Raw genomic sequence first — 26,399 nt, 5'->3', positions numbered from 1 at the left:
CATCGAGGGGTTGCGCGACAGGCCGGGGCAACCCGCCTTGCTCCGGCACCTCACACACCGCGTCGTAACCACCTGTCCATAGCCTTCTCCATGTTCCTTACACGCTCTCACCCAACCGGTATCGCGATGGCCTCTCTTCGTTCCGCTCTTCGTTCCGCCTGCAGTTCCGCTCCGACTCCGTCGCGCACCGCGCGCCGCGCGTCGTGGTGCCTGGCCGCCCGTCTGCAATGACCGACGCCACGCCCTCCGCTCCCGCGTCCACTCCCGGCTGGCGCCGTGCGCTGCCGGTGCTGGCCAGCCTGGCGATCCTGGCCCTGGCGCTGCATGCGCTGGCCACGGAGTTCAGTACCCACGGCTACAGTGCGATCCGTCACGCCTTCAACCAGCTGAGCCTCAGCCAGATCGTACTGACCCTGCTGCTGGGCCTGAGCAGCTACGCCTGCCTGATCGGCTTCGATGCCGTCGGCCTGCGCCGCAGCGGGCGCAAGCTGCACCCGATGCGGATCAGCATCACCGCGTTCCTGGCGCATGCGGTCGGGCAGACCCTGGGCTTCGCCGCGCTGACCGGCGGCGCGGTGCGCCTGCGCGGCTACGGCCGGGTCGGGCTGAGCCTGGCCGAGATCGGCCAGGTGGTGCTGATGAGCACGCTCGGCTTCGTGTTCGGCGCCTGGCTGCTGCTGGCGCTGGCCCTGACCCTGGAGCCGGCCGCGGCGGCGCTGGCGCTGCCGGTCGGTGCCACCGCGGTGCGCGCGATCGGCATCGCGCTGCTGGTCGGCTTCGCCACGATGCTGCTGCTGGCCGGCCGCGACGGCCGCACCCTGCGTTGGCGCAACCATGAGTTGTGGCTGCCGGACCGGCGCACCACCCTGGGCGTGACCGCGCTGAGCGTGGTCGAGCTGGGCCTGGCCAGCGCCGCGTTCTACGTGCTGCTGCCCAACGAATCGGGGATCGAGTACATCGGCTTCGTCGGCCTGTACCTGGTCGCGGTGGTGGCGGGCCTGGTTTCGACCGTGCCGGCCGGCCTGGGCGTGTTCGAATGGAGCCTGCTCAAGCTGCTGCCCGGCGTGGCGCCGGCGGCGGTGCTGGCGGCGGCGCTCATCTACCGCATCACCTACTACGTGGTGCCGCTGCTGCTGTCGGTGCTGATGGCCTCGCTGTCCGGCCTGCGCCGGCCGCTGGTCGCCGGGGCCGGCGGGGTGCGCGTGGCCTGGCGCACGCTGCGCCCGTGGCTGCCGCAGATCATCGCCCTGGCGGTGTTCGCGGTCGGCGCGGCGCTGGTCATCGACGGCACCCTGCCCACCCCCAAGCGCCGCCAGGACATGGCGCCCCTGTCGATCATGGAGACCTCGCACCTGCTGGCCAGCCTCGGCGGCGTGGTGCTGCTGCTGATCGGCCAGGGCCTGCAGCGGCGCAGCCATGCGGCCTGGGTGCTGGCGATCGGCATCTGCGTGCTGCTGCCGTTGCCGGCCTGGCTGCGCGGCGGCCACGTCTCGGTGGCGCTGTCTTCGCTGGTGGTGGCGGTCGGCCTGTGGGGCGCGCGCCGCGAGTTCTATCGCGAAGGCGCGCTGCTCGACGAGGCCTGGTCGTGGCCGTGGCTGCGCAACCTCGGCCTGGTGCTGATCGCCACGATCTGGCTGCTGTTCTTCGTCTACAGCCACGTCGAATACCAGAACGAGCTGTGGTGGGAGTTCGCCACCTCGGCCAATGCGCCGCGCGCGCTGCGCGCGGTGCTGCTGGTCAGCGTGGCGGTGGTGGTGTTCGGGCTGGCGCGGTTGCTGCACAGCACCCGCTCGCCGTTGCCGCCGGCCGATGGCGCGCAGTTGGACGCGCTGGCGCCGGTGCTGGCCGAGGCCACCGACACCCAGGCCTGCCTGGTGCTGACCGGCGACAAGGCCCTGCTGCAGGCCGAGGACGGCCCCGGTTTCGTGATGATGCAGCGCTACGGCGGCTCGCTGGTGGCGATGGGCGATCCGGTCGGCGCGCCGGAGGTGGCACGCGCGCTGATCTGGCGCTTCCGCGAGGAAGCCGACCGCATGGGCCTGCGCCCGGTGTTCTACCAAGTCGGCGAGCAGCACTGGCAGACCTACCTGGACCTGGGCCTGACCCTGGTCAAGCTCGGCGAGGAAGCGATGGTGTCGCTGGAGGGCTTCCACCTGGAGGGCCGCGACCGCGCCGACCTGCGCCAGGCCTGGAACCGCGGCAAGCGCAGTGGGCTGAGCTTCCGCATCGTCGAAACCGAGGCGGTGGACGCGCTGATGCCGGTGCTGGCCGAAGTCTCGCAGCAGTGGCTTGAGGACAAGGCCGGCGCCGAGAAGGGCTTCTCGCTGGGCAGCTTCGACCCGGCCTACCTGCGCCGCTTCCCGATCGCGGTGGTGGAGTTCGAGGGCAAGGTCGTGGCCTTCGCCAACCTGTGGCAGGCCCCGGCCGGCCACGAGCTGTCGGTGGACCTGATGCGGCACATCGCCGACGCGCCGAAGGGCACCATGGATTTCCTGTTCATCGAGCTGTTCCTGTGGGGCCGCGACCAGGGCTACAAGCGCTTCTCGCTGGGCATGGCGCCGCTGTCGGGCCTGGCCCAGCACCGCCTGGCCGGCCGCTGGAACCGCTTCGGCAACCTGATCGTGCGCCACGGCGAACGCTTCTACGGCTTCACCGGCCTGCGCCGCTTCAAGTCCAAGTTCGCCCCCAGCTGGCGCACCCGCTACCTCGCCGCCCCCGGCGGCATGCACCTGCCCGCCGCCCTGCTGGATGTGACCCGGTTGATCTCGCTGGATCCGCGCAAGCCGGAGTGAGGCGGGGATTGGGGAGTCGGGATTGGGGATTGGCGCGGCGCCCCCGTTTGCCGGGGCATTGCGAGGCTGCGCGCCGCACCCTCATCCGCCCCTGCGGGGCACCTTCTCCCACAGGGAGAAGGAAGAGCAAAGCCCCTCTCCCATCGGGAGAGGGGTTGGCGTGAGGGTACGGCCGCCATGGAGCGCCCGGCGGCGGCCAGCCACGCTCGCCGCCTTGCAGGACCGATGTTTCAGTGGTCCGCGTCGCGGCTGAAGCCGCTCCTACGACGACGCGAGCAGGCAAGTCCGCACCGGCGAACCAGCCCACCAATCCCCAATCCCGACTCCCCAATCCCGGCGTCTACTGAATGCGCTGCAGGATCTGCTTGGCCAGCGTCGCGTAATCGCCCTGGAAATGATGGTCGCCGGGCAGCTTGACCAGTTGCGGCCCGCCCTTGGGCAGGTCCGGGCACAGCGCGTCGTCGTCGTCCTCGCCGTAGATGCACAGGGTCTGCGCCGGCGGCATCTTCGCCACTTCCGGGGCGATCGGCAGGCCGTCGTCGCCGGAACTGATCCAGTTGGACACGTGGAACTCGTAGTCGGCGGTCTTGCCGACCGACAGCAAGGCGGTGAGCTGCACTTGGTCGCGCATCGCTTCCGGCAATTGGTTGTAGGCCGCCGGCAGCACGTCGGCGCCCTGCGAGAAGCCGATCAGCACCACGCGCCCGCGCTGCCACAGGTGGCTGTAGTGGCGGTAGATGCGGTCCAGGTCGGTAGCGAAGCCCTGCGGCGTGCGCTCGCTCCAGAAGTAGCGCAGCGAATCCACGCCCACCACCGGGATGCCGGCCTTGGCCAGGGCGCCGGCGACCTGCTGGTCGAGCCCGGCCCAGCCGCCGTCGCCGGAGACGAAGATCGCGAACACGTTGCCATTGTCGGCATCGCCCGCACCCGCGGCGGCCGGCACGTCGACCACCGGCAGCCCGGCCAGGTCGGCCGGCGTCGGCGGCAGGCTGACGCCGGGCCGATCGCCCAGCGAACGCACCGCCGCGCGCAGCCCAGGCAGCGCATCGCCGCTGGCGCTGCGGCGGAACTGCCGCGCCTGCGCCACCTTCTGCACGAACGCGTCGCTCTGCTGGGTGCAGCGGTCGCGGCGGCTCTTGGCGTCGAGCGCCGCCAGCCACGGAACCGGCAGCGCGGTCGGCTTCAACGCACGCGCCGGCGCGGTGATGCCGGCGCCGCAGATCTGGTCGTCTAGCACCTGCACCGGGCAGAAATCCTCGGTCAGCAGGCCCGCCAGCAGATGTTTGGGCGCCTGCGCGGCAACCGCGTAGGCCAGCGCGGCGCCATCGCCATCGCCGACCAGCAACGGCAGGTGGTAGGTCGGCACGTGGAAATAGGCCTGCACGTAGCGCGAGAAGTTCTCCACGTCGCCCGCGGAGAAGCCGCAGGTGCCGTCGATCTTGGCCAGTACCGCCTGCAGGTGCGCGCTGTCGATCACCGCGACCATCGCGCCATCGTCCCGCAGCGCCTCGATCTGGCGCGTGCGCTCGGCGTCGGCGTGCTTGCCACCGGCGAACCACAGCACCACGCGCTGTGCGTTGCCCTTGGGCAACAGCACCGGCACCTGCTCGAAGCGGCCGTGGCTGAGCTTTTCCGGCGCCGCGGCCGGTGCGCCGGCACGCGGTGCGGCAGCGGCCGCAGCGCCAGGCGCTGCGGCGGCGACGCCGGCCGCGAGCAGTCCGCCCAATGCACATCCCCACATCCAACCGCCACGCTTCTGCATCATCCAGCCATCCTGAAAAGGCGCGTTAAAGATAATCCCGAACGGCGGCGACGCGAAGCGCGGCGCGCCCTGCGGTTCATGCCAGGTACGCCGGACCTGGGCCATCGCCCTGCATCGGCGGGCCGTCAGGCGTCCGCGTCGGCACCGGGATGGCGCAGCCGCCAGGCCGCCAGTGCCTGCCGATAGCGCTCCAGTTCCTCGTGGTAGAGGTCGTAGACGCACAACGGGCAGCCGCTATCGCAGCAGTCGCTGGGGCCGGGCGGCAGCGGCGCCTGCGGGCGGGGATCGGCGTTGGCGGCAGGGTCGGACATGAGGCTCCGTGGCAGCGGCCGGGGCGGACCGGCGCGGCAGTGTAGAAGAAGGCGGTGCTGGCCGCGGTCACTACTCCGTCAGCCGACGGCCTGGCGCAGGTTGGCGCGCGCGGCCGCGTCGTAGCGCGTGTGGAACCGCTTGCTGAGGAAGATGCGCGGCTGCGCCAGCACGGTGCGCAGGAAGGCGCGGCGCTTGCGCCGGTACAACCAGCCCGGCACTACCCCGCGGTACTCCTCGGCAATGGCGCGGTCGTAGGCGGCAAAGGCCTCGGGCGTAGCGCCGAGGATCGCCATGTCGCAATCCAGGAACAGCGCCGCGTCCGCATCCACCGATGCCGTGGTCAATTGCCCATGACGCGCGGTGAGTTCGATCAGCGCAGCCACCCGCGCCACATCCACGCCAACGTCCGGCAGCCACTGCGCGATCGCCGCCTCGGCCAGGCGCGCGGACTGCGCTTCGTTGTCGCCGCGGCCAGCGCGGTACACCGCATCGTGATAGAGCACGGCCAGGTAGACCTCGCGCGGCTGCTGCCAGCCGCTGTCGACAGCGACCTCGGCGTAATGCGCCAGCACTGCCTCGACGTGGCCGAAATGGTGATACGCCCGCGGCGGCTCGGCGTAGGCGGCCCGCAGTTGCGTCCATTGCGCATCGGGCAGCGCGAGCGGCGCCGCGTTCATGCGTTGCGCTGCGCAGGGTCGGCGCGCAAAGGCCAGTGGGCTTCGTGCAGATAGCGTCCCTGGCCCTGCACGCTGCGGATCAGACGCAGCGACCCCGCCTGCCAGGGCAACGCCGACACGCGCTGCGGCGCCAGCGTCTGGTCGACATAGGCCAGGGTCATGTGCGGCAGATAGGCGCCGTCGGCGCGCGGCGCCACACCGTGTCGAACCAACAGCTGTTGCAGCGCTTGGCGCAGGGCCAGCAGCGGCGCGGGCTCGCCGTCACCGCGCAGCACCAGCGGTCGGCTGCGCGCGCGGCTATCGAAGGTCAACGCCTGATCGAACGCCATTGCGAATGGTGCGGCCGCAAGCGCCTGTCCCGCAGCGCAGGCCTGCTCTAGCAAGCGTGGCGGGATCCCGGCGTACTCGCCGAGATAGTGCAAGGTCACATGCAGCCGCTCCGGCGGCAGCGCGCGTCCCTGCAATCCGTGCTCGTGGAAAAGCTGCCGACCAAGGCGATGCACCGCCTGCGCCGTCTGCGCGTCCGGCAACAAGGCAAAGAACAGGCTTTCGCGCGCGGCGGGCGCGTCGAAACCGAGCGAGAACTGGGCGCCGGCAGGCGCGGCATCGGGATACATGGCGGAAGCGGCAAACGCCGCAATCGGGTCGGGCAGCGGTCGAGCGTGCATGGTAGCAAGCACGCCCTACCGCTGCAGACCATCGGCACGCCGACCCGGCCAGCGCCGCGATGGCGGCGCTCCGGGTCGGCGGCAGGCGGCGATTACGCCGCGTTCTTCATCGCGTGCTTGCGGGTGCGCATCACGTCGTGGCAGGCGCGCACTTCCGGCAGCAGGCGGGTGGCGGCGTCGCGCGCGGCGACCGGGGTGTCGGCATCGGCGATGGTCTCGTTGAAGGCCTTCAGCAGGCGATCCTCGGACTCTTCCAGCTCGGCGACGTAGCCGTACTTGGTGTCGCCCAGCGCGGCACGGACCTTACCGTACATCTGCTGCATGCTGCCGACCATGGTGCCGTGGTCTTCCGGCTTGCCGCCGACCGACTGCACCACCGCACTCAGGCTGCTGACGATGTCCGCCTTGACGCCGGCGATGCGCAGGAACAGCGCGGAGAGCTCGGCGTCGCCCACCTTCTTCGCGGCTTCTTCGTAGAAGTCCTTGCCGTCGCGGGAAATGGCGATGAGGTCGTTGAGGCTGTGGGTGGTCTTGCTCTGAATGCTCATGGGGAACTCCTGTGGCGAGGCCAGCGATATCGCGCAACGGGCACACGGGGGTGAACCTGGATATCGCACGGCGCGTTCGAAAGGATTGCCGCGTTGCGTAGTGGTAGCGATGCTGGGCACAGGCGCATAAAGCGCACGTGAGCCATCGGCATTCGCTCGTCACGCCGCATTGCCGGTGGTGAACACGCGTTCATTGGCCGCACTGCGCAGTCAGGCATGTGCTGAAGTTTTCACCATCCTGTCTTCGCGCATTGCAGCGCTTGGTATGCCGCGACTTATCCACACGGTTGCCCCACGGTCGTCCACAGCGATTGTGGATGACGGCCGCCGCCGATCGCGTCGGCCCGCGACCGCTCGTCGGCGCCGCCGCGGCGTCCCCCGCGCCCCGCCAGCAAGCGCCTATAGTGCAGGCGAGCCCTCGCCACTGCAGGGCACCGCGAGGTGCGTCATGTTCGCCTGGACCGCGTTCGCCCTGCTCGCCGCTGCTGCGGCCACCACGTCGCCGCACGCGTTGCCAGTGCCGCCAGCGCACCCGGCAGCGGCGATGCAGGCAGACGCGACACCGCCAACCCCTGCGACGTCCCCCGCGCCGACGCCGACGCCTGAGCAGATCATGCAGCTACCGCCGGCGCTGCACGCGCTGCTGCAGCAACGCATCGATGCCCATGCCGACCCCGAGCACCGCCTGCAGCAACTGGTAGCGCTGGCCTTCGATGCCAAGGGGCTGAACCTGCAGTACGACCCCAAGGCCACCCACAGCGTCGCCGAGAGCTACGCCACTCGCCACGTCAATTGCCTGTCCTTCACCCTGCTGTTCGTGGCGATGGCGCGCGACGTCGGGCTGCAGGCGCAGGTCCAGGAAGTGCGCCGCGTGCTGACTTGGTACGAAGACGGCGATGCGCTGTACAACGTCGGCCACGTCAACGCCGGCGTGCGCGTGGACAGCGGGCGCGGCAGCATCGACCTGGACCGCAGCGTGCTGATGGACCGGCGCGGGCCGCAACCCATCTCCGACCGCCGCGCCCTCGCCCACTACTACAACAACCGCGGCGCCGAGCTGATGGTCGACGGCGACCTGGACGGCGCCCGCGCGCATCTGGCGATGGCGCTGCAGATGGACCCGCGCTTCGCCGGGGCCTGGAACAACCAGGGCGTGCTGGCGGTGCGCGATGGCGACAGCGGCGCCGCCGCACGCGACTACGCCAAGGCGCTGGAGATCGATCCGGAGCATCTGCCGGCGCTGTCCAACGCCGTCGGCCTGGCCCGGCGCCTGGGCGACAGCGCGCGCGCGACCGCACTGCAGCGGCAGATGGAACACGTGCGCCAGCGCGATCCGTTCCAGCAATATCTGCTCGGCACCGAGGCCGAGCGGCGCCAGGACTACACCGCGGCGATCGCCTACTACCGGCATGCGCTGCACCTGTACGACGGCGCCCACCTGCTGTACTTCGCCCTGGCCCGCGCCTACCTGCACAGCGGCGACACCCGCCGCGCCACCGTGGCGCTGCGTGAGGCCATGGCGCACGCCGATCCGGCCACCCAACCGCGCTACCAGGGCAAGCTGGACGCGCTGCGGCGGCTGTCCTCGACCGCGCGACCGCTGCGCTAACGCGCGCTAGCCTGCCGCGTGCGCGCAGGCGCCGCGCCGTGCCGCCTGGCGCGCCCACAGGTAGATCAGCAGGCCGCCCAACGCCATCGCCGCACCGACATAGCCGGTGGAGGTCCAGCCCAGGCCGGCACCGATCGCGATCCCGCCCAGCCACGGCCCCAGCGCGTTGGCCAGGTTGAATGCCGCGTGGTTGGACGCCGCGGCCAGGGTCTGCGCGTCGCTGGCCACATCCATCAAGCGGGTCTGCAGCACCGGCGCCAGCGCGCCCATGCTGCCCACCGCGACCACCGCCGGCAGCACCGTCCACGGCGAGGTCGCCGCCAGCGGGAACACCAGCAGCACCGCCAGCGACCACAGCAGCACCAGCGGCACCGCGCGGAACTGCATGCGGTCGAACAGCCAGCCGCCGGCCAGATTGCCGAGCAATCCGCCCAGCCCGAAGGCGGCCATCGCCACCGGGATCCAGTGTTCGGACACGCCGGTGACCTCCATCAGGGTCGGCGCCAGATAGCTGAAGACGCAGAACATGCCGGCGAAGCCGATCGCGCCGATGCCCAGCGCCAGCCACACCTGCGTGCGGTTGAAGGCGCGCAGTTCGCGCAGCGGCGAGGGCCGCGCCTCCTGCGGATCGGCCGGCAGCAGACGCCACACCAGCACCACGGTCAACACCGCGATCGCCGCGACCAGGGCGTAGGCGTAGCGCCATTCCGCCACCTGGCCGAGCCAGGTCGCCAGCGGGTTGCCGACCAGCACCGCCAGGTTCAGGCCCAGCAGCACCCGGCTGACCGCCGCGCCACGCTGGTCGGGCGGGCCGATGGACGCGGCCACCAGGGTCGCCACACCGAAATAGGCGCCATGCGGCAGGCCGGCGACGAAGCGCGCCAGCAGCATGCTGTGATAGTCCGGCGCCAGCGCGCTGGCGAGATTGCCGAACGCATAGAAGCCCATCAGCGCCAGCAGCAGATGCCGGCGCGACCAGCGCGCGCCAAGGATCGCCAGCAGCGGCGCGCCCACCACCACCCCCAGCGCATAGGCGCTGATCAGATGCCCGACCTGCGGCGCATCGATGTCCAGGCCACGGCCGATGTACGGCATCAGGCCCATGGTGGAGAACTCGCTGGTGCCGATCGCGAAACCGCCCATCGCCAGCGCGAACAGGATCAGCACGTAGCCGCGCCGCGACAGCGGCGCCGTGGCGGATGAGGTCATGCGCACATCCCACAAGAGGAAGGGCTGCCCATTGTTGTGCATTGCAGCAAATATTGCAGCCCCACGCGCGCAACGCCGCGTTGCGGTACGCCGGTCGCGGCGTCTCAGGCGGCGACACCCTCCTGAAGAAGATGCCGCGGCAGCAACGCACTGTCCCATCGCACCGCCGCGAAACCGCCGGGTGCGTCCCCATGTCTTGCACGCATGCTTCCGTGCAGCGCCGCGCTGCAGGGTTGCCCGCCCCACCCCACACCGAGAGATCCACCGATGACCGATACCGCTTCCCCGCTGTTCACGCCGCTGCGCCTGGGTGCGATCGCACTGGCCAACCGCATCGTGATGGCACCCCTGACCCGCAACCGCGCAGAAGGCGAAGGCCGCATCCCCTCGCCGCTGGCCGCCGAGTACTACGGCCAGCGCGCCAGCGCCGGCCTGCTCATCGCCGAGGCGACCCAGATCAGCCCGATGGGCCAGGGCTACAAGGACACCCCGGGGATCTACAGCGACGCGCAGGTCGCGGCCTGGAAGACAGTCACCGACGAAGTGCATCGACGCGGCGGCAAGATCGTGCTGCAGCTGTGGCACGTCGGCCGCATCTCGCACGTCAGCCTGCTGCCGGACGGCGCCGCGCCGGTGGCGCCCAGCGCGCTGCGCGCCGACGCCAAGACCTTCACCGCCGAGGGCTTCACCGATGTCTCCGCGCCGCGCGCGCTGCGCCTGGACGAAATCCCCGGGCTGATCGAGGACTTCCGCCGCGCCGCCCGCAACGCCATCGCCGCCGGCTTCGACGGCGTGGAAGTGCACGCCGCCAACGGCTACCTGATCGACCAGTTCCTGCGCAACGGCAGCAACCACCGCGACGACGCCTACGGCGGCAGCATCGAGAACCGCACCCGCCTGCTGTTCGAGGTGGTGGAAGCGGTGGCGCAGGAAATCGGCGCCGACCGCACCGGCGTGCGCCTGTCGCCGGTGACCCCGGCCAACGATGCCCGCGACAGCGACCCGCAGCCGCTGTTCGAGCGCGCGGTGGAACGCCTGGATCCGCTGGGCCTGGCCTTCGTGCACGTGATCGAAGGCGCCACCGGCGGCCCGCGCGACAACATCGCCTTCGACTACGCGGCGCTGCGCGCCAAGTTCCATGGCCCGTGGCTGGTCAACAACGGCTACGACAAGGCGCTGGCCGAAGAGGCCGTGGCCTCCGGCCGCGCCGACGCGGTGGCCTTCGGCCGCCCGTTCATCGCCAACCCGGACCTGGTGGAACGGCTGCGCCGCGACGCGCCCTTGAACCAGGTGGACGCCGACACGCTGTACGGCGGCGGTGCCAAGGGCTACACCGACTACCCGACGCTGGACTGATTGCCCCGGGCTGGCGGCACCGCGCAGTGCCGCCAGCCTCGCGTCCAGGCAGCGCCGTCTTCTGCGGCGGGCGCTCGGGCGCGATGCGCATCGAGGCACGGGCCGCGTCGCATCCGGCGCAGAGAGCTCGCTCTAGAACGTCAACCGCTCGCCGAGGAAATCAACGAACACGCGCAGCTTCGGCAGCATGTGCCGGCTCGACGGCCACAACAGATGGAAGGTGCCGGTGGAGTCGACATAGTCGTCGAGCAGCGTGCGCAGCGTGCCGGCCGCCAGTTCCGCGCGTACCGAGTGCTCCGGCAGGAACGCGATGCCACAGCCGCGCAGGGCGAAGCTGAGCCGCGTCTCGATGTTGTTGCACACCATCGACACCGGCAACGGCAGGCCAGCCGCCGCCGCACCCAGCGGCCAGGCTTCCAGGCGCCCGCTGCTGCGGAAACGGTAGTGCAGACACTGATGGGCCAGCAGGTCCTGCGGCTGGAGCGGCGTGCCGCAGCGCTGCAGGTAGTCGGGCGAGGCCACCAGGCAGCGGCGGAAACTGCCCAGGCGGCGCGAGGCCAGCCGCGAATCGTCCGGCTCGGCCACGCGCAACACGGCATCGAAACCTTCTTCGATCACGTCCACCAGGCGATCGTCGAAATCCAGGTCCAGCTGGACCTGCGGATAGGCGCGCATGAAGTCGCCCAGCACCGGCAACAGCACGTTGTTGTTCATCGGCAGGCTGATCCGCAGCCGCCCCTTCGGCGTCGCCGCCAGGCTACCCAGCTCGCCGCGCGCCGCTTCGACCTCGGCCAGGATGCGCCGGCAGCGCGGCAGGAACAGCTGGCCTTCGGCGGTCAGGGTCAGGCTGCGGGTGCTGCGATGGAACAAACGCACGCCCAGCGATTGCTCCAGCCGCGCCACGCTCTTGGCCATCGCCGAGGCGGACAGGCCCAGCACCCGCCCGGCCTCGGCGAAGCCGCCGCTCTCCATCACCTGCACGAAGCCACGCAGGCTCCCCAGACTGTCCATCGCAGCGTCACCGATTGCGGACATTTCCGTCCTCGCAGCGAGGAACTTTACCCGTCTTTTTCCGCAATCGGCAGGCGTCCACGCTGCACCTCCCTCCTCCATGCACAGCGCCGATGCCCATGCCCACCTCCATCCCCGATCCTGCACCGATGCTCTCGCCGCGCCAGGCTGCTCCGCTCGATGCCGCGATCGACCGCGCGCTGCACGAACGCCGGCTCGTCGGCGCAGTGGTGCTGGTCGCCCATCGCGGCGCCTGTATCTATCGCCGCGCCGCCGGCTGGGCCGACCGCGAAGCGCAACGGCCGATGCGCCAGGAGACGACGTTCCGCCTGGCCTCGGTCAGCAAACCGATCGTGGCGACCGCGGCGCTGGCGCTGGTCGCGCAGGGCCGCCTGGCGCTGGATGCGCCGATCGCCGGCTGGCTGCCGTGGTTCAGGCCGGCCCTGCCCGACGGACGCGTGCCGGACATCAGCCTGCGCCAGTTGCTCAGCCATAGCGCCGGGCTCGGCTACCGCTTCCTCGAACCCGAAGACGGTGCGCATGCGCGCGCCGGCGTCTCCGACGGCATGGACAACAGCGACCTGAGCCTGGAGCAGAACCTGCGCCGCCTGGCCCAAGTGCCGTTGCAGTACGCGCCGGGCACCGGCTGGGGCTACTCGCTGGCGATCGACGTCGCCGGCGCGGTGCTGGAGGCCGCCAGCGGGCAGCCGCTGCCGCAGTTGGTCCACGATCTGGTCACCGCGCCGCTGGGGATGCAGGCCACCGCCTTCCATGCCGAGGACGCCGCCAACCTGGCAGTGCCCTACGTCGGCGACGTGCCGATGCCGCACCGGCTGGGCGAAGGCGAGGTGGTCGCGCCGTTCGCCGACGGCGCCGGCATCGTCTTCCATCCCTCGCGCGCGCTGGATCGCACCGCGTTTCCCTCGGCCGGCGCCGGCATGGTCGGCAGCGCCGGCGACGTGCTACGCCTGCTGGAGACGCTGCGCAGCGGCGGCGCGCCGCTGTTGCCGGCCGATCTGGTCGCCGAGATGGGGCGCGCGCAGACCGGCGACTTCGGCCCACCGGACGGACCGGGCTGGAGCTACGGCCTGGGCTTTGCGGTGCTGCGCGACCCGGCGCCGACCGCGACGCCGGAGGCGCCCGGCACCTGGCGCTGGGGTGGCGCGTACGGGCACAGCTGGTTCGTCGATCCGGCGCACCAACTGAGCGTGGTGGCGCTGACCAACACGCTGTACGAAGGCATGTCCGGCGCGTTCGTGGTCGAGCTGCGCGACGCGGTCTACGCCAGCCTGCGCGAATGGGCGGCATGAGCGGCCAGGGCCTGGAGTGCGGCGCGCCGTCGCGCCCGCCCGAGGCGCGACGCCTGCCCTGGAGCGGATTGCTGGCACTGGCCTGCGCCGGCTTCGTCACCATCCTCACCGAGACGCTGCCGGCCGGGCTGCTGCCGGCAATGGCGGACCGGCTGGGCGTCGGCGAGGCGTGGATCGGCCAGTTGGTCAGCGTGTACGCGTTGGGCTCGCTGCTGGCGGCCATCCCGCTCACCGCCGCCACCCGGCGCCAGCGCCGGCGCCGGTTGCTGCTGCTCGCCATCGCCGGCTTCGCCGTCGCCAACACGGTCACCGCGGTGTCCAGCCGCTATGCGCCGATCCTGGTCGCGCGCCTGCTCGCCGGGGTCAGCGCCGGGTTGCTGTGGGCGCTGCTGGCCGGCTACGCGAGCCGGATGGTGGCGCCGGCCCAGCAGGGCCCCGCCATCGCGGTGGCCATGGTCGGCACGCCGTTGGCGCTGGCGCTGGGCGTGCCGGCGGGTACCTGGCTCGGGCAGCAGGTGGGCTGGCGCTGGAGCTTCGGCGCGATGTCCTTGCTGAGCCTCGGCCTGCTCGGCTGGGCCCGCGCCGCACTGCCGGATTTCGCCGGCCAGGCGGCGCATGCGGCGCTGCCGCTGCGCAGGGTGCTGCGCCTGCCCGGCATCGCCCGGGTGCTGGCGGTGATGCTGCTGTTCGTGCTCGCGCACAACCTGCTCTACACCTACGTCGCGCCGCTGCTGGCGCGGTCCGGCGCCGCGGTGGCGGTGGATCGCTCTCTGCTGCTGTTCGGCGTGGCCGCGCTGCTGGGCATCGTCGTGGTCGGGACGTGGATCGATCGCTGGCTGCGGCCCCTGCTGCTGGCCAGCATCGCCTTGTTCGCGCTGGCGGCGCTGACGCTGGCGCTGTGGCCGCGCTCGCCGACGCTGCTGGCGGTGGCCCTGGCGCTGTGGGGATTGGCGTTCGGCGGCTGCGCGACGCTGTTCCAGACCGCGATCGCCCGCCGTGCCGGCGACGCCGCCGATCTGGCGCAGTCGCTGGTGGTCACGGGCTGGAACCTGGCCATCGCCAGCGCCGGCCTGCTCGGCGGCGCACTGCTGCAACGGCATGGCGCCGCCGCGCTGCCCTGGACCGCGCTGGCGCTGCTGTTGCCGGCATGGGCCTGCGCGCATCGCCGCTAGAACGTCGAAGTCTGCGCGGCGTCGGCGCTCGCACGACCGCAGCCTGCCGCCGGCCCCGCGGCGCGGCTCAGGCCTTGCGCAGGAAGCAGGTCTTCAGCACCAGGCCCTTGATCTTGTCCGAGTTGCCTTCGATGTGTTCGGCATCGTCCTCGACCAGGCGGATGCCGCGGATCACCGTGCCCTGCTTCAGCGGGATCGACGAACCCTTGACCTTCAGGTCCTTGATCACGACCACCGTGTCGCCGGCCTGCAGCACGTTGCCGTTGCTGTCGCGCACCACCGTCGCCGCATCGTTGGCGGCCTCGGCGGCGGCCGGCCACTCGTGGCCGCAGTCCGCGCACACCCAGTTGGCGCCGTCGACGTAGGTGTTTTCCAGGGTGCATTGCGGGCAGGCGGGTGCGGCGGGCATGGGAGTCCTTGATACGGCGACGACGGCGAGCCGCCTATTGTAGCTGCCCACCCCGTGCCGCCGTGCGGCCACGCCAGCCGCAGGAATTCTATGTCCGCTTCGTCCGGGTCCTGCCTCGCGATCTACGCCGCGCTCGCCGGCAATCTGGCCATCGCCATCGCCAAGTTCGTCGCCGCGGCGATCTCCGGCAGTTCGGCGATGCTCAGCGAAGGCGTGCACTCGCTGGTGGACACGGTCAACGAGCTGTTGTTGCTGTACGGCCTGCGCCGCGCCGCGCGCCCGGCCGATGCCACCCATCCGTTCGGCCACGGGCGCGAGCTGTACTTCTGGAGCTTCATCGTCGCCTTGCTGGTGTTCGCGCTCGGCGCCGGGGTATCGCTGTACGAGGGCATCGCCCATATCCGCCATCCGCAGCCGGCCAGCGACCACACCCTCAACTACATCGTGCTGGGGCTGTCGCTGTTGTTCGAAGGCGGCTCGTGGTGGATCTCGCTGCGCGAGTTCCGCGCGCGCAAGGGCCGCCTGAGCTACGTGCAGGCGTTTCGCGAGAGCAAGGATCCGAGCCTGTTCACCGTGCTGGTGGAAGACAGCGCGGCGTTGATCGGCCTGTTGATCGCACTCACCGGGCTGCTCGCTGCGCAATGGCTGGACATGCCGGAACTGGATGGCGTCGCCTCCATCGGCATCGCCGCGGTGCTGGCCTGCTCGGCGTTCGTGCTGGCGCGCGAGACCAAGGGCCTGCTGATCGGCGAGCCGGCGGCGCGCCCGCTCGGCGACGCGCTGCGGCGCATCGCCGCCGCCGATCCGGACGTGCGCGCGGTCAACGGCGTGCTCAGCATGCAGATGGGGCCGGACCAGGTGGTCGCCGCGCTCAGCGCCGAGTTCGAGGACCAGCGCAGCACCGCGCAGATCGAAGCGTGCATCGAGCGCATCGAGGCCACCGCACGCGCCGAGCATCCGGAACTGCAGGCGCTGTTCGTCAAACCGCAGACCCCGGAGACCTGGCTGGCCCGGCGCACCGCGCTGCGCCAGCCGCAGGCGCCCTGAATGGCAGTACGCCGGCGCGACTTGCGGCCCTGCGCCGCTTTTCGTTAGGGTAGCCGGGTAGCACCCTCTCATCGCGCTGTGACTGTGCCGGCGTATCCCCCTTACTCACTGAACGAGGTTTCCCATGGAGATCGCCAACGGGCTTGTCGCCACCATCCACTACACCCTCACCGACGATGCCGGTGAAGTGATCGACCAGTCCTCGCCGGACAATCCGCTGAGCTACCTGCACGGCGCCGGCAACATCGTGCCGGGCCTGGAAAAGGCGTTGACCGGCAAGCGCACCGGCGAATCGGTCAAGGCCGACGTGATCCCGGCCGAAGGCTACGGCCCGCGCCACGAGCAGCTGGTGCAGCAGGTGCCGCGCGGTTCGTTCCCGGATGCCGGGTCGCTGGCGCCGGGCATGCAGTTCCAGGCGCAGACCGACCAGGGTCCGCTGCTGGTCACGGTCACCGACGTCGGCGACGAGCTGGTGACCATCGACGGCAACCATCCGCTGGCCGGGCAGGTGCTGCATTTCGCGGTGGAAGTGGCCGGCGTGCGCGAGGCCACCGAGCAGGAAAAGAACCAGGGCCACGCCGGCGCCGCCCTGTAAGCAGCCCAGTTTCGCGTCCCCCACGAGGCCCGCCGATGCGGGCCTCGTGCGTTTGCGGCCGCGCTTGCGTCGCGCTTCGGCTTGCCCCACAGTGCGCGGCCCTCCCGCCCCCGGCACCGTCATGCGCCTCGGTATCGACTTCGGCACCAGCAACTCCGCCGCCGCCGCGGTGATCGACGGCCGCGTGGTGCCGATCGACTTCGGCGCGCAGCAGCAGTTCCGCACCACGGTGTACTTCCCCGAGGTGATGCGCGACCCGGCCGAGTTCGATCTGACCCCGGCGCTGGAACGGCAGGTGGACGAGCTGATCGACTCCGGCCGCCGCGATGCGCTCGCCGCCGGGCGCGAACGCAGCCACGAGGCGCTGCGCCGCGACGCGATCCGGGTGGTGCGCCGGCAATGGATGGAAACGCAGATGCGCGAGCCGCGCAGTTCCGCGGCGCTGCTGCAGAACGCCGTGTACGGCGATGCCGCGCTGGACGCCTACTTCGTCGAGGGCGAAGGCAACCTGGTGCAGAGCCCCAAGTCGATGCTGGGCTACAACCTGCATCCGCGCGCACGCCAGACCATTACCGGCATCGCCGCGCACATTCTCGAACACATCCGCCTGACCGCCTCGCAGCAACTGGGCGTGCAGGTACGCCGCGCCCTGCTCGGGCGCCCGGTGCAGTTCCGCAGCTCGATCGGCGAGGCCGGCAACGCGCAGGCGCTGGAGATCCTGCACAGCGCCGCGATCACCGCCGGCTTCGACGACGTCGCGTTCCTGGAGGAACCGGCCGCCGCGGCGATGCATTACCACGCGGTCAGCCGCGAGCGCCATGCCGCGGTGGTGGTGGACATCGGCGGCGGCACCACCGACATCGCCCATGCCAGCGTCGGTGGCGACGCCGCGCCGCAGGTGCACCGCGCCTGGGGCATCCCGCGCGGCGGCACCGACATCGACCTGGCGCTGAGCCTGGCCGGCTTCATGCCGCAGTTCGGCCGCGGCATCACCCGCGTGCCCTCGCATCACTACGTCGAGGCGGCGATGGTGCAGGACACCACCCGCCAGCGCGATTTCCGCCAGCACCGCTACGACGCGGTGCCGGCGCCGTACGAGGCGCGTCTGCAAGCGCTGCAGGAACCCGGCAACACCGCGCGCCTGTACCGCGCGGTCGAGCGCAGCAAGATCCGCCTCAGCGACGCCGAGCGGCACGAAGAAACGCTGGACTACATCGAGGCCGGGCTGCAGGTGCAGGTGCAGGCCGAGGAACTGGTGCAGGCCGCACGCAGCTATTTGGAGGCCCTGCAGGAACTGCTGGCGCAGGTGCGCCAGGACATCGGCGGCGATCCGGCCGCAGTGTTCCTGACCGGCGGCATGTCGCGCGCCGGCTACCTGCAGCGTCTGGTCGCTGCCGCCTTCCCGCAAGCGCGCCTGGTCCATGGCGACCCCTCGTTCGGCGTGGTGCAGGGCCTGGCGCTGGCCGCCGCGCAGGACTAGCACGGCACAGGCAGTACAGGCGTCGGTGGCCTCCGCCGACTGGCGGCGTCCTGCCGAGGCGCTGCCTTCGGCCTGCGTTGTTCATACTGTGAAGGCGCGACTCGCGTAGCATAGGTGCACGCTTCAGCGTCACGTCTCTACGCGCGTCTCGTCCGACCGTTCCTGTCGCCCGACGCGCTCCCTTCTCGCCCCACCCTCCGTCCCGCTTCGGGCCGGACCCACCGGGAGCGCCATGTCCCCCGCCCCTGCCACGCTCCAGGCCGAGCGCCTGGCGTCGCCGCTCCATCCTCCGTACCGACCGACAGGTCGCGATCGCGGCGGCGACGCATGAGCGAGACCGCGAGGGAAGCCGCCGACTCCGGCATCGCCTGCGACCGCTGCGACGCGATCTGCTGCCGCCTGACCGTGCTGGTGATGCCGGACGACAACGTCCCCGAACATCTCACCGAGTACACCCGCGAGGGGCTGCACGTGATGGCGCGCGACGAGGACGGCTGGTGCGTGGCGGTGGACGGCGCGCGCATGTGCTGCTCGATCTATACGCAGCGCCCGGCGATCTGCCGCAAGTTCGCGATGGCCGGCCCGTACTGCCGCGAGATCCGCCGTACCCACCACGAGCAACTGACCCGTGGCATTCCCCTGACGATGTACTGACTGCAGGAGTTCCAGCATGGCACGACCCACCAGCAACACCGCTTCGCCCAGCGCCAGGAACGCACGTGGCGCCAGCGCCGCCGACAAGGCGCAAAAGGGCCTCAGCCGCGAGCGCATCGAGGCCGACCTGGCCGCCTTCCACCAGGCCGGCGGCCGCGTCGAGGTGCTCGGCACCACCCGCGTGCTGAAGAAGGTCGACGTCGCCGACGCGGGCTGACGCCCGCCCTGCCCGCGCCGCCATCGCGCGTGCCTGCGGCAGGCAAGACGCGAGGACGTGGACGCCCGTCCACGCCCGCGCAATGACTCGGCGCCCGGTAAGCGACGACGGCGCCTCGGGTTGAGATCGGCCGCCGCACCGACCGGGGGGCGCCATCGCCAACCGCAGGCACGGCAACCCGCAGGCACGGCGCCGTCTTCACGCCGGAAGCGCATACTGCGATCTCTTCCACGGTCTCGCTTCGGCATGCTCCTGCGCTCCCTGTCCGCCGAACTCGGCCAGCCCGCCTGCGGCAACTGTCGCGATGGCGAGCCGCTGGATTTCGCCGTGCGCATGGCATTCCAGCCGATCGTCGATGCGGCTAGCCGCTCGATCTACGCCTACGAGGCACTGGTGCGCGGCGAGGACGGCAGCGGCGCGGCAGCGGTGCTGGCGCGGGTGCGCCCGGAGCAGATGTATCGCTTCGACCAGACCTGCCGGGTGCAGGCGATCGCCACCGCGGCGCGCCTGGGCCTGCGTACGCGGCTGTCGATCAACTTCATTCCCAATGCGGTCTACGAGCCGGCGACCTGCATCCGCCTGACCCTGAAGGCGGCCGAGCACTTCGGCGTGCCCACCGGCGACCTGATCTTCGAGCTGAGCGAGTCCGAACGCATCGCCGACCTGCCCAAGGTCGTGCGCATCCTGCGCGACTACGCGCAGCGCGGCTTCCTCACCGCGATCGACGACTTCGGCGCCGGCCACTCCGGCCTGAACCTGCTCGCCGATTTCCAGCCGCACCTGATCAAGCTGGACATGGCGCTGATCCGCGATATCGACGGTAGCGCCGCGCGCCGCCATATCGTCGGCGGCATCGTCGCGATGGCCGCGCCGCTGGGCTGCCGCATCCTCGCCGAGGGCGTGGAGACGCCCGCCGAGTACCGCGCACTGCGCGCGTTGGGCATCGATCTCTACCAGGGCTATCTGTTCGCCAAGCCGGCGCTGGAGGCGCTGCCGGAGATCAACGAGGCACAGTGGGACGCGCTGGAACGCGCCGACTGAATCCCACGCTGCGGCCCCGCGCGCGGCCCGCTTCCGCACTTGCCCGCAGCGGCCACGCTTGCGACCATCGCCTTTCCCCTGCGTTTTCCGATGTGCAATGCCCTCGCTCCATACCCTGCTGCCGCCGTGGACGCACCGCTGGCTCGACGTGATCGTGCCCGGTGCGCAGATCGTGCTGATCGTGCTTGGCGCGTGGGTGCTGCGGACCTTGCTGCGGCGGCTGATCCGGCGCCTGGGCGAGCACCATGCGCTGCCGCCGGAACTGGTGCTGATGGCGCGTCGCGGCAGCGGCTTCGTGATCTACGCCGCGGCGCTGCTGCTGATCCTCGACCGCTTCGGCGTGTCCGGCACCGTGCTGTGGACCGCCTTCACCGGATTCGCCGCGGTCGCGGCGGTGGCGTTCTTCGCCGCCTGGAGCGTGCTGTCCAACATCTTCTGCACGCTGCTGATCTTCACCACGCGCCCGTTCCGCCTGCACGACCACATCGAGTTGCTGGAGAACGGCGAGAAGCCGGGCCTGAAGGGCCAGGTGATCGACATCAACCTGATCTACACCACCCTGCGCGAGGAACGCGAAGGCGACGGCGAGAGCGTGCTGCAGATCCCCAACAGCCTGTTCTTCCAACGCAGCACGCGTCGCTGGCGCGGCCACCCGGTTCCGCCCGGGCTGGGTTGAGCGGCGACGGCCGACGCTGACGCCATGCACATGGCGCAGTCGCTATGGTCGACGCCAGCCGCCTCGTGCGGCGCTCCTCTCTTCCCGACCAGGTACTGCATGGAACCCGTCATCCCCCCGTTCGCCGACCTTTTCGCCCAGCTCGGCCTGCCCAACAGCGAAAGCGAAATCCGCCAGTTCATCGCCCAGCACGCGCCGCTGCCCGATGACATGCGCCTGGAAGAAGCATCGTTCTGGACACCGGCGCAGGCGCAGCTGCTGCGCGAGGAACGCCTGGAAGACGCCGACTGGGCGATCGTGGTCGATCAGCTCAACATCGCGCTGCACGCGAAGCCCGTGCTGGATGCCGATCGCGCCGGCTGAGCCTCAACGCAGCTGACTGTCCTTGCTGCCGCGGCGGTTGTAGCCGCTGTGCTCGTGCTGCGCGCGGTCCTGCGCCTCCTGGCAGGCCACGCACAGGCGCACGCCCGGCACCGCCTTGCGCCGCGCTTCTGGGATCGGCGCGTCGCAGTCCTCGCAGTGGCTCAACCCCGAGCCCTGCGGCAATTGGCTGCGCGCCCGCTTGATCGCATCCTCGACGGTCGCATCGATCTGGTCCTGCACCGCGCCGTCGCCTGCCCACCCAGTGGCCATGGTCGTCTCCGCACTGTTGCCTTGCCTGGATGATGCGGCCGGCACCGGCGAATGCAATGCACGCCGGCTTCACCTTCCCGCGATGTTCATGGGCCCTGCGCGGCGCCGACCGTCACCAGATCAGATCGTCCGGCACCTGGAACTGGCTGTAGTAGGGATCGTCCTCGCCGCTGGCCGGCGCTGCCGCCAGCGCATCGAACGCGATGGTCTCCGGGTCCCGGGCGACGATCCTTTCCACGACCGCGCGCGGCACCGGCACATAGCCGGCATCCAGCCGCGCGATCACCACACTGCCGGCGATCAGTTGCGCGCGCAAGGCCGCATCCACCCGCAGCCGCTGGATCTTGCCGGCATCGGTGAAGTGGTAGTCGATCTCGCCGTCGGCCTTGAGCTTGTGGCTCTCGACCAGTTGCCGCGCCTGTGCGCGCAGCTCCTGCGCACGGGCCTGGGCGTTGCGCTCGGCGGACAGCGCGCGGTCGCGCTCCACCCGCTCCTGCCGCAGCCGCTCGCTCTCGCGCTGCTCGGCGCTGGGCGGCGGCGGGGTCTTGCCCTGGCGCGCCTTGGCCTGCTCGCGCGCGACCTGCGCCACCTGGCTCTTCTTCACCAGGCCGGCCTTGAGCAGTTGCTCCTGCAGGGGATTGCGCATCGGAAGCGTCCACGGACTCGGAATCGGGAGGCGCATGATACCCGCAGCATCGGCGCACGCCCGCGAAGGCCGCCCACGGCGGATGTCCCGCCGCGCGCGGCACGCTAAGGTAGCGGGATGGACACCCTGCGCTATCTCGTCGGCTACCCGCCCCAGGTCCTGGACCAGGTGCGCGAACTGATCGCGCGCGAACGCCTGGGCGACTGGTTGCGCAGCCGCTACCCCGAGGCCAACGCGGTGCGCACCGATCGCCAGTTGTACGACTACACGCAGGCGCTGAAGGACCGCTGCATGCGCAGCGCCGAGCCGCTGCACAAGGTGATCTACGACAACCGCCTGCAGGCGGTGAAGCATGCGCTGGGCACCCACACCACGGTGTCGCGCGTGCAGGGCGGCAAGCTCAAGGCCAGCCGCGAGATCCGCATCGCCGGCGTGTTCCGCGATGCGCCGGCGGCGTTCCTGCCGATGATCGTCGCCCACGAACTGGCGCACCTGAAGGAAAGCGCGCACAACAAGGCGTTCTACCAGCTGTGCGCGCACATGGCGCCGGACTACCACCGCCTGGAGTTCGACCTTCGCCTGTACCTGACCCAGTTGGAACTGGCCGGCGGCGCCGATCGCTGAGCGGCGCCGCGCGTGGCAGCGCGGCGGCGGCAGCACGTACACTGCGCTGCCCTGATCGCGAGCGTTTCGATGTCCGTCCCCACCCGCCTCGACAAATACGTGGCCGCCATGCTGCCGTGCTCGCGCAGCGAAGCGCAGCAATACATCGAGGGCGGCTGGGTCAGCGTGGACGGCGTGGTGGTCGAGGAGCCGCAGGCCGCGGTGACGACGCAGCAGGTGACCCTGGCCGCCGACGCGCAACTGGGCGCGGTCGAACCGGCCACCCTGCTGCTGCACAAGCCGGCCGGCCTGGATCTCGACGCGGCGCTGGCGCTGGTCGGGCCGGACACGCGCAGCGCGCTGGACACGAGCGAGGTGCGCGTCCTGAAACGCCACTTCCTGCGTCTGAACGCGCCGCTGCCGTTGGAGCCGGCGGCCAGCGGCCTGCTGGTGCTGAGCCAGGATGGACGCGTGCTGCGCCGCTTGACCGAGGACGCGAGTGCGATCGAACAGGAATTCGTGGTCGAAGTGCGCGGCGAACTGCGGCCCTACGGCATGCTGCGGCTGGCGCATGGCCTGGTCTACCAGCAGCGCAGCCTGCCGCCGTGCAAGGTCAGCTGGCAGAACGAGGACCGCCTGCGCTTTGCGATCAAGCACGTGCAGCCCGGCCAGTTGCAGGCCATGTGCGCCGAGGTGGGACTGGAGGCGATCAGCCTGCGCCGCCTGCGCATCGGTCGGATCCCGCTGGGCAAGCTGGCGCCGGGCGAGTGGCGTTACCTGCCGAGCGGCGAGCGCTTCTGAGCGGTTGCGCCGCTGCGGCGATGATCGTTGCTGCCAGCGCGCCGTACCCTCACCCCAACCCCTCTCCCGGGGGGAGAGGGGCTATGCGCGCGGCGGCTCAGGGCTTTGCGAGCGCGCGCTGGATCGCCTGCTCGGCCAGCGGCGCCATCACCGCATAGCCGGCGTTGTTGGGGTGCACGCCATCGATGGCCACGGTCTTGTCCATGCCGCCGTCGCGGTTGCTCAGCTTGCCGTAGTAGTCCAGGTACACCGCGCCCTGCTGCTGCGCGTATTGCTGCATCCACGCATTGAGCGCGCGCACCTTCGGCGCCGGCTTCAGGCCCGGCCGCCACGGATAGTCGGCGACCGGCAGCACCGAGGCCAGCACCACCTTGATGTGGTGCGCCTGGGCCAGTTCGGTCATCGAACGCAGGTTGTCCTCGATCATCTCCGGCGTGGACAGCCCGGTGTTGCCGGCCAGATCGTTGGTGCCGGCCAGGATCACCACCACCGCCGGCTTCAGGTCGATCACGTCCTGGCGGAAGCGCACCAGCATCTGCGCGGTGGTCTGCCCGGAAATGCCGCGGTTGACGTAGGCGGACTTGCCGGGGAAGAAGGTGGTGCCTTCGCGGCGGCCCCAGGCGTCGGTGATGGAGTCGCCGTAGAACACCACGCGCGGCGCGTCCGCGGCCGGCGCCGGCAGCGCGGCATTGTCGGCGCGATAGCGCTGCAATTGCGCCCAGTCCAGCAGACGCTGCTGCATCGCCTTCACTTCGTCGGGCTTGAGCGTGTCCGGCGCCCGCGTGTACAGCGCATCGACCTTGCCCTCCAGCGCCGCGGTGGACGCGGGCGTTGCCGCCTGCACGGCGCCGGCGGCAGTGGCGCACAGCGCGATGGCGATGGACAACAACGAGGGGCATTTCATCGAGGCATTCCTTGTGCGGACAACGGTGATCGCACAGTGTAACCAACCGGTCGCAGCGCCCATGCGGCATCGCCGCAGCGGCGCTGCAGGCACGTCGGACGACACCGCGATTCAGCCCGCGCTCACGCTGCGAATCCGGCGGTGAAGATCGACAGAGCATATCGCCACGCCCCCGGCTGTGTGCGTTGCCGCGCCGTGTCGCCCCCCGGCAACACGCGGCCGCGACGGCCATCGCAGCCTGTACCGGCATGCGTCACGCGCGTGCCGGCACGATGACAGGGCGATGCCGCCGCCATCGTTTTTCGCTATCGCGGCAACCTTTTACGAACGCCCTAACTTTTTCGTAAGTACATGACACGCAAGGATTTTCACTTCTAGGATGGCCGCGGACGTGACGGGGGGATCCTCACCCAAGCCCGAAGGACATCCATGAAAACGCGTGATGCACACCAGAACCACTCCCGCCTGCGGCTGGCGTTGATTCCCGGCTTGATGTTCAGCGCAATGGCGATGGCGCAGTCCGCAGGCACCGCAGCGGCGGCGACCGACACCAGCGCCGCCAGCGCGCAATGGCGCAGCACCTTCTCCGGCGGCACGCCGTTCGCCACGCACAGCCTCTGGGACAGCGCTGGCGGCGGCTTCCTTAACACCCGCTTCGCGCCTGGCGAATGGCAGATCACCCCGTTCAACGCGGCGCGCCTGAAGACCGCATGGACCTTCACCACGCAAGGCGACGTCTCGGCCACCCCGACCGTGCAGGGCACGGCGCTGTACGTGCCGGACTGGGGCGGCCAGCTGTATCGCATCGACACCGATCTGGGCAAGGCGGTGTGGCAGGTGAAGCTGGCCGACTACACCGGCATCGCCGGCTCGCTGTCGCGCAACAGCCCGGCGATCGCGCGCGACAGCATCCTGGTCGGCGACCAGGCCAGCGGCACCGTACTGGCGATCGACAAGAACACCGGCAAGCTGTTGTGGAAGACCCTGGTCGAGTCCAACCCGCAGGCGCGCATCACCGCCTCGCCGGTGATCTACGGCGACCGCGTGTACGTCGGCGTGTCCTCCGGCGACTGGGGTGGCCTGACGCCGGGCTACAAATATTCCTTCCGCGGCAGCGTCGCCGCGCTGGACCTGAAGACCGGCAAGCTGCTGTGGAGCTTCCGCACCACGCCCGAGGGCTACACGGGTGCGTCGGTGTGGGGCACGCTGGCGATCGATCCGCTGCGCCAGCGCGTCTACGCCACCACCGGCAACAACTACTCGGTGCCGGTCGACGTGGCCACCTGCGTCAAGAACGCCAACGGCGACAAGACCGCGCAACTGGCCTGCATGGCCCCGGACAACTATGTCGATTCGGTGCTGGCGCTGGACATGCGCAGCGGCAAGCCGGTGTGGACGCGTCGCCTGCAGGGCGCCGATGCCTGGTCGCTGTCGTGCCTGGTCGCGCCGACCAATGGCCTGTGCCAGGACCCGCAGGGACCCGACTACGACTTCAGCGGCGGCGGCGCCAACCTGTTCACGGTGATCCGCAACGGCAAGCCGCAGGCGCTGGTCGGTGCCGGCCAGAAGAGCGGCGTCTACTGGGCATTCGATGCCGACACCGGGCAGACCGTGTGGTCGACCCAGGTCGGCCCGGGCGGCACCGCCGGCGGCATCGAATGGGGCTCGTCGGTGGATCCGTTCGCCGCGCGCGTGTACGTGGCCATCAACAACAACGAGCACACGCCGTACACGCTGGCGCCGGGCAACACCGAGACCTGGAACGCCGGCTCCTGGGCCGCGTTGGATGCGACCAGCGGCAAGATCCTCTGGCAGGTCAAGGTGCCGGGCACCGACCCGGTGCAGACCGCATTCGGCGCCGGCGGCCGCGGCCCGCTCGCGTCGTCGCCGGGCCTGGTCTATGCCGGCTCGATGTCCGGCGCGATGACCGTGCTCGATGCCAAAACCGGCGCCACGCTGTGGAGCTTCGACGCCGGCGGCTCGGTGTCCAGCGCACCGGCGATCGTCGATGGTGCGGTGTACTGGGGCGCGGGCTACAGCCGCTTCAACTTCGGCACCGGGGTCAACAAGCTGTACAAGTTCGTGCCGTCGAACCGGCGCCGCTGAGCGCAGCTGAAGACCACACTCTTCGGTCGTAATGCCTCTCCTGCGCAAGCGGGAGAGGCTGTTGCGCGGTGCTCGAGCGCATCGCATCGCGAAGCGCCAGGCACCAGACGAGAACGACCTGGCGTCCGTACGCGTCGCACGGTGCGCACTGCGACGAGAGA

27 protein-coding genes are annotated in these 26,399 nt (G+C 70.6%); 16 read left to right on the top strand and 11 right to left on the bottom strand.

All coding sequences use genetic code 11. The features are described 5' to 3' along the window. Positions 1-227 precede the first annotated feature (227 nt). Positions 228-2,792: a bifunctional lysylphosphatidylglycerol flippase/synthetase MprF gene (gene mprF / locus FHR66_RS04600; protein ID WP_167087514.1), complete on the top strand. Its 2,565-nt coding sequence runs from the start codon at positions 228-230 to the stop codon at positions 2,790-2,792. A gap of 340 nt (positions 2,793-3,132) precedes the next feature. Here the strand turns inward: mprF and FHR66_RS04595 are convergent, their stop codons facing one another. From FHR66_RS04595 to FHR66_RS04575, 5 genes are all read right to left on the bottom strand, one after another. Further along, the gene (locus FHR66_RS04595; protein WP_456361741.1) at positions 3,133-4,533 is read right to left on the bottom strand and encodes a virulence factor family protein; all 1,401 of its coding nucleotides are present in this window, start codon (positions 4,531-4,533) and stop codon (positions 3,133-3,135) included. A 146-nt stretch (positions 4,534-4,679) separates the two neighbouring features. Then, a complete protein-coding gene (locus FHR66_RS04590) occupies positions 4,680-4,865 on the bottom strand; it encodes an oxidoreductase-like domain-containing protein (protein ID WP_017908246.1) in 186 nt (61 codons plus the stop codon). Between the two features lie 78 nt (positions 4,866-4,943). Beyond that, positions 4,944-5,543, bottom strand: a complete 600-nt coding sequence (locus FHR66_RS04585) for an HD domain-containing protein (protein WP_167087510.1) — start codon at positions 5,541-5,543, stop codon at positions 4,944-4,946. Continuing rightward, complete coding sequence (locus tag FHR66_RS04580) at positions 5,540-6,160, bottom strand: 2'-5' RNA ligase family protein (RefSeq protein ID WP_167087675.1); 621 nt, start codon at positions 6,158-6,160, stop codon at positions 5,540-5,542. Before FHR66_RS04580 ends, FHR66_RS04585 begins: the two co-directional genes overlap by 4 nt. 143 nt (positions 6,161-6,303) lie before the next feature. After that, entirely contained in the window at positions 6,304-6,759 is a 456-nt protein-coding gene (locus FHR66_RS04575; protein ID WP_167087508.1) for a PA2169 family four-helix-bundle protein, read from the bottom strand. Between the two features lie 613 nt (positions 6,760-7,372). On the opposite strand from FHR66_RS04575, the gene FHR66_RS04570 reads away from it, so the two are divergent. Further along, a complete protein-coding gene (locus tag FHR66_RS04570) occupies positions 7,373-8,368 on the top strand; it encodes a UDP-N-acetylglucosamine-peptide N-acetylglucosaminyltransferase (protein WP_167087506.1) in 996 nt (331 codons plus the stop codon). Positions 8,369-8,374: 6 nt separating this feature from the next. Here FHR66_RS04570 and FHR66_RS04565 read toward each other — a convergent pair whose 3' ends face one another. Further along, positions 8,375-9,577 (bottom strand): MFS transporter, encoded by a 1,203-nt coding sequence (locus FHR66_RS04565; RefSeq protein ID WP_167087504.1) that lies wholly within the window; start codon positions 9,575-9,577, stop codon positions 8,375-8,377. A 267-nt stretch (positions 9,578-9,844) separates the two neighbouring features. Here FHR66_RS04565 and FHR66_RS04560 point away from each other — a divergent pair, with 267 nt between their 5' ends. Beyond that, positions 9,845-10,933 (top strand): alkene reductase, encoded by a 1,089-nt coding sequence (locus FHR66_RS04560; protein WP_167087502.1) that lies wholly within the window; start codon positions 9,845-9,847, stop codon positions 10,931-10,933. Positions 10,934-11,065: 132 nt separating this feature from the next. On the opposite strand, the gene FHR66_RS04555 is transcribed toward FHR66_RS04560, so the two are convergent. Beyond that, the gene (locus FHR66_RS04555) at positions 11,066-11,944 is read right to left on the bottom strand and encodes a LysR family transcriptional regulator (RefSeq protein ID WP_167087500.1); all 879 of its coding nucleotides are present in this window, start codon (positions 11,942-11,944) and stop codon (positions 11,066-11,068) included. Between the two features lie 119 nt (positions 11,945-12,063). Here FHR66_RS04555 and FHR66_RS04550 point away from each other — a divergent pair, with 119 nt between their 5' ends. Together FHR66_RS04550 and FHR66_RS04545 are read left to right on the top strand one after the other, a co-directional pair. Beyond that, positions 12,064-13,254, top strand: a complete 1,191-nt coding sequence (locus FHR66_RS04550; RefSeq protein WP_167087498.1) for a serine hydrolase domain-containing protein — start codon at positions 12,064-12,066, stop codon at positions 13,252-13,254. Then, positions 13,251-14,426, top strand: a complete 1,176-nt coding sequence (locus FHR66_RS04545) for an MFS transporter (RefSeq protein WP_167087496.1) — start codon at positions 13,251-13,253, stop codon at positions 14,424-14,426. The genes FHR66_RS04550 and FHR66_RS04545 overlap by 4 nt, the downstream gene beginning before the upstream one ends. A gap of 67 nt (positions 14,427-14,493) precedes the next feature. On the opposite strand, the gene FHR66_RS04540 is transcribed toward FHR66_RS04545, so the two are convergent. Continuing rightward, entirely contained in the window at positions 14,494-14,835 is a 342-nt protein-coding gene (locus FHR66_RS04540) for a zinc ribbon domain-containing protein YjdM (RefSeq protein WP_048490980.1), read from the bottom strand. 90 nt (positions 14,836-14,925) lie between these two features. Between FHR66_RS04540 and FHR66_RS04535 the strand changes: the two genes are divergently transcribed. The 8 genes from FHR66_RS04535 (at position 14,926) to FHR66_RS04500 (ending at position 20,908) form a co-directional block, all read left to right on the top strand. Next, positions 14,926-15,882 carry a cation diffusion facilitator family transporter gene (locus FHR66_RS04535; RefSeq protein ID WP_167087494.1) on the top strand — a complete coding sequence of 319 codons (957 nt, stop codon included), beginning with the start codon at positions 14,926-14,928 and terminating at the stop codon, positions 15,880-15,882. A 124-nt stretch (positions 15,883-16,006) separates the two neighbouring features. Further along, positions 16,007-16,477 (top strand): FKBP-type peptidyl-prolyl cis-trans isomerase, encoded by a 471-nt coding sequence (locus FHR66_RS04530; RefSeq protein WP_167087492.1) that lies wholly within the window; start codon positions 16,007-16,009, stop codon positions 16,475-16,477. A 121-nt stretch (positions 16,478-16,598) separates the two neighbouring features. Continuing rightward, positions 16,599-17,957: an Hsp70 family protein gene (locus tag FHR66_RS04525; RefSeq protein ID WP_167087490.1), complete on the top strand. Its 1,359-nt coding sequence runs from the start codon at positions 16,599-16,601 to the stop codon at positions 17,955-17,957. 327 nt (positions 17,958-18,284) lie between these two features. Next, positions 18,285-18,611 carry a YkgJ family cysteine cluster protein gene (locus FHR66_RS04520; protein ID WP_167087488.1) on the top strand — a complete coding sequence of 109 codons (327 nt, stop codon included), beginning with the start codon at positions 18,285-18,287 and terminating at the stop codon, positions 18,609-18,611. A 16-nt stretch (positions 18,612-18,627) separates the two neighbouring features. After that, on the top strand, positions 18,628-18,828 hold the full coding sequence (locus FHR66_RS04515) for a hypothetical protein (protein WP_167087486.1): 201 nt from the start codon (positions 18,628-18,630) through the stop codon (positions 18,826-18,828). A gap of 246 nt (positions 18,829-19,074) precedes the next feature. Beyond that, positions 19,075-19,869 carry an EAL domain-containing protein gene (locus tag FHR66_RS04510; protein WP_167087484.1) on the top strand — a complete coding sequence of 265 codons (795 nt, stop codon included), beginning with the start codon at positions 19,075-19,077 and terminating at the stop codon, positions 19,867-19,869. A gap of 97 nt (positions 19,870-19,966) precedes the next feature. Next, positions 19,967-20,545: a mechanosensitive ion channel domain-containing protein gene (locus FHR66_RS04505; RefSeq protein ID WP_167087482.1), complete on the top strand. Its 579-nt coding sequence runs from the start codon at positions 19,967-19,969 to the stop codon at positions 20,543-20,545. 99 nt (positions 20,546-20,644) lie between these two features. Continuing rightward, complete coding sequence (locus FHR66_RS04500) at positions 20,645-20,908, top strand: DUF2789 domain-containing protein (protein WP_167087673.1); 264 nt, start codon at positions 20,645-20,647, stop codon at positions 20,906-20,908. A gap of 3 nt (positions 20,909-20,911) precedes the next feature. On the opposite strand, the gene FHR66_RS04495 is transcribed toward FHR66_RS04500, so the two are convergent. Next, entirely contained in the window at positions 20,912-21,178 is a 267-nt protein-coding gene (locus tag FHR66_RS04495) for a DksA/TraR family C4-type zinc finger protein (protein ID WP_167087480.1), read from the bottom strand. A gap of 112 nt (positions 21,179-21,290) precedes the next feature. After that, a complete protein-coding gene (locus FHR66_RS04490) occupies positions 21,291-21,824 on the bottom strand; it encodes a DUF2058 domain-containing protein (protein WP_167087478.1) in 534 nt (177 codons plus the stop codon). Between the two features lie 117 nt (positions 21,825-21,941). Here FHR66_RS04490 and FHR66_RS04485 point away from each other — a divergent pair, with 117 nt between their 5' ends. Both FHR66_RS04485 and FHR66_RS04480 read left to right on the top strand, forming a co-directional pair. After that, on the top strand, positions 21,942-22,448 hold the full coding sequence (locus tag FHR66_RS04485) for a YgjP-like metallopeptidase domain-containing protein (protein WP_167087476.1): 507 nt from the start codon (positions 21,942-21,944) through the stop codon (positions 22,446-22,448). A 69-nt stretch (positions 22,449-22,517) separates the two neighbouring features. Further along, complete coding sequence (locus FHR66_RS04480; protein ID WP_167087474.1) at positions 22,518-23,228, top strand: rRNA pseudouridine synthase; 711 nt, start codon at positions 22,518-22,520, stop codon at positions 23,226-23,228. Positions 23,229-23,325: 97 nt separating this feature from the next. Here the strand turns inward: FHR66_RS04480 and FHR66_RS04475 are convergent, their stop codons facing one another. Beyond that, complete coding sequence (locus FHR66_RS04475; protein ID WP_167087472.1) at positions 23,326-24,132, bottom strand: SGNH/GDSL hydrolase family protein; 807 nt, start codon at positions 24,130-24,132, stop codon at positions 23,326-23,328. Between the two features lie 504 nt (positions 24,133-24,636). Here FHR66_RS04475 and FHR66_RS04470 point away from each other — a divergent pair. Continuing rightward, the gene (locus tag FHR66_RS04470; RefSeq protein ID WP_167087671.1) at positions 24,637-26,238 is read left to right on the top strand and encodes an outer membrane protein assembly factor BamB family protein; all 1,602 of its coding nucleotides are present in this window, start codon (positions 24,637-24,639) and stop codon (positions 26,236-26,238) included. Positions 26,239-26,399: the final 161 nt, after the last annotated feature.

The sequence above is a fragment of the Xanthomonas sp. F4 genome (assembly GCF_011761895.1).
Note: the sequence above shows the minus strand (reverse complement) of the source record. Positions and strands in the feature narration are given on the sequence as shown.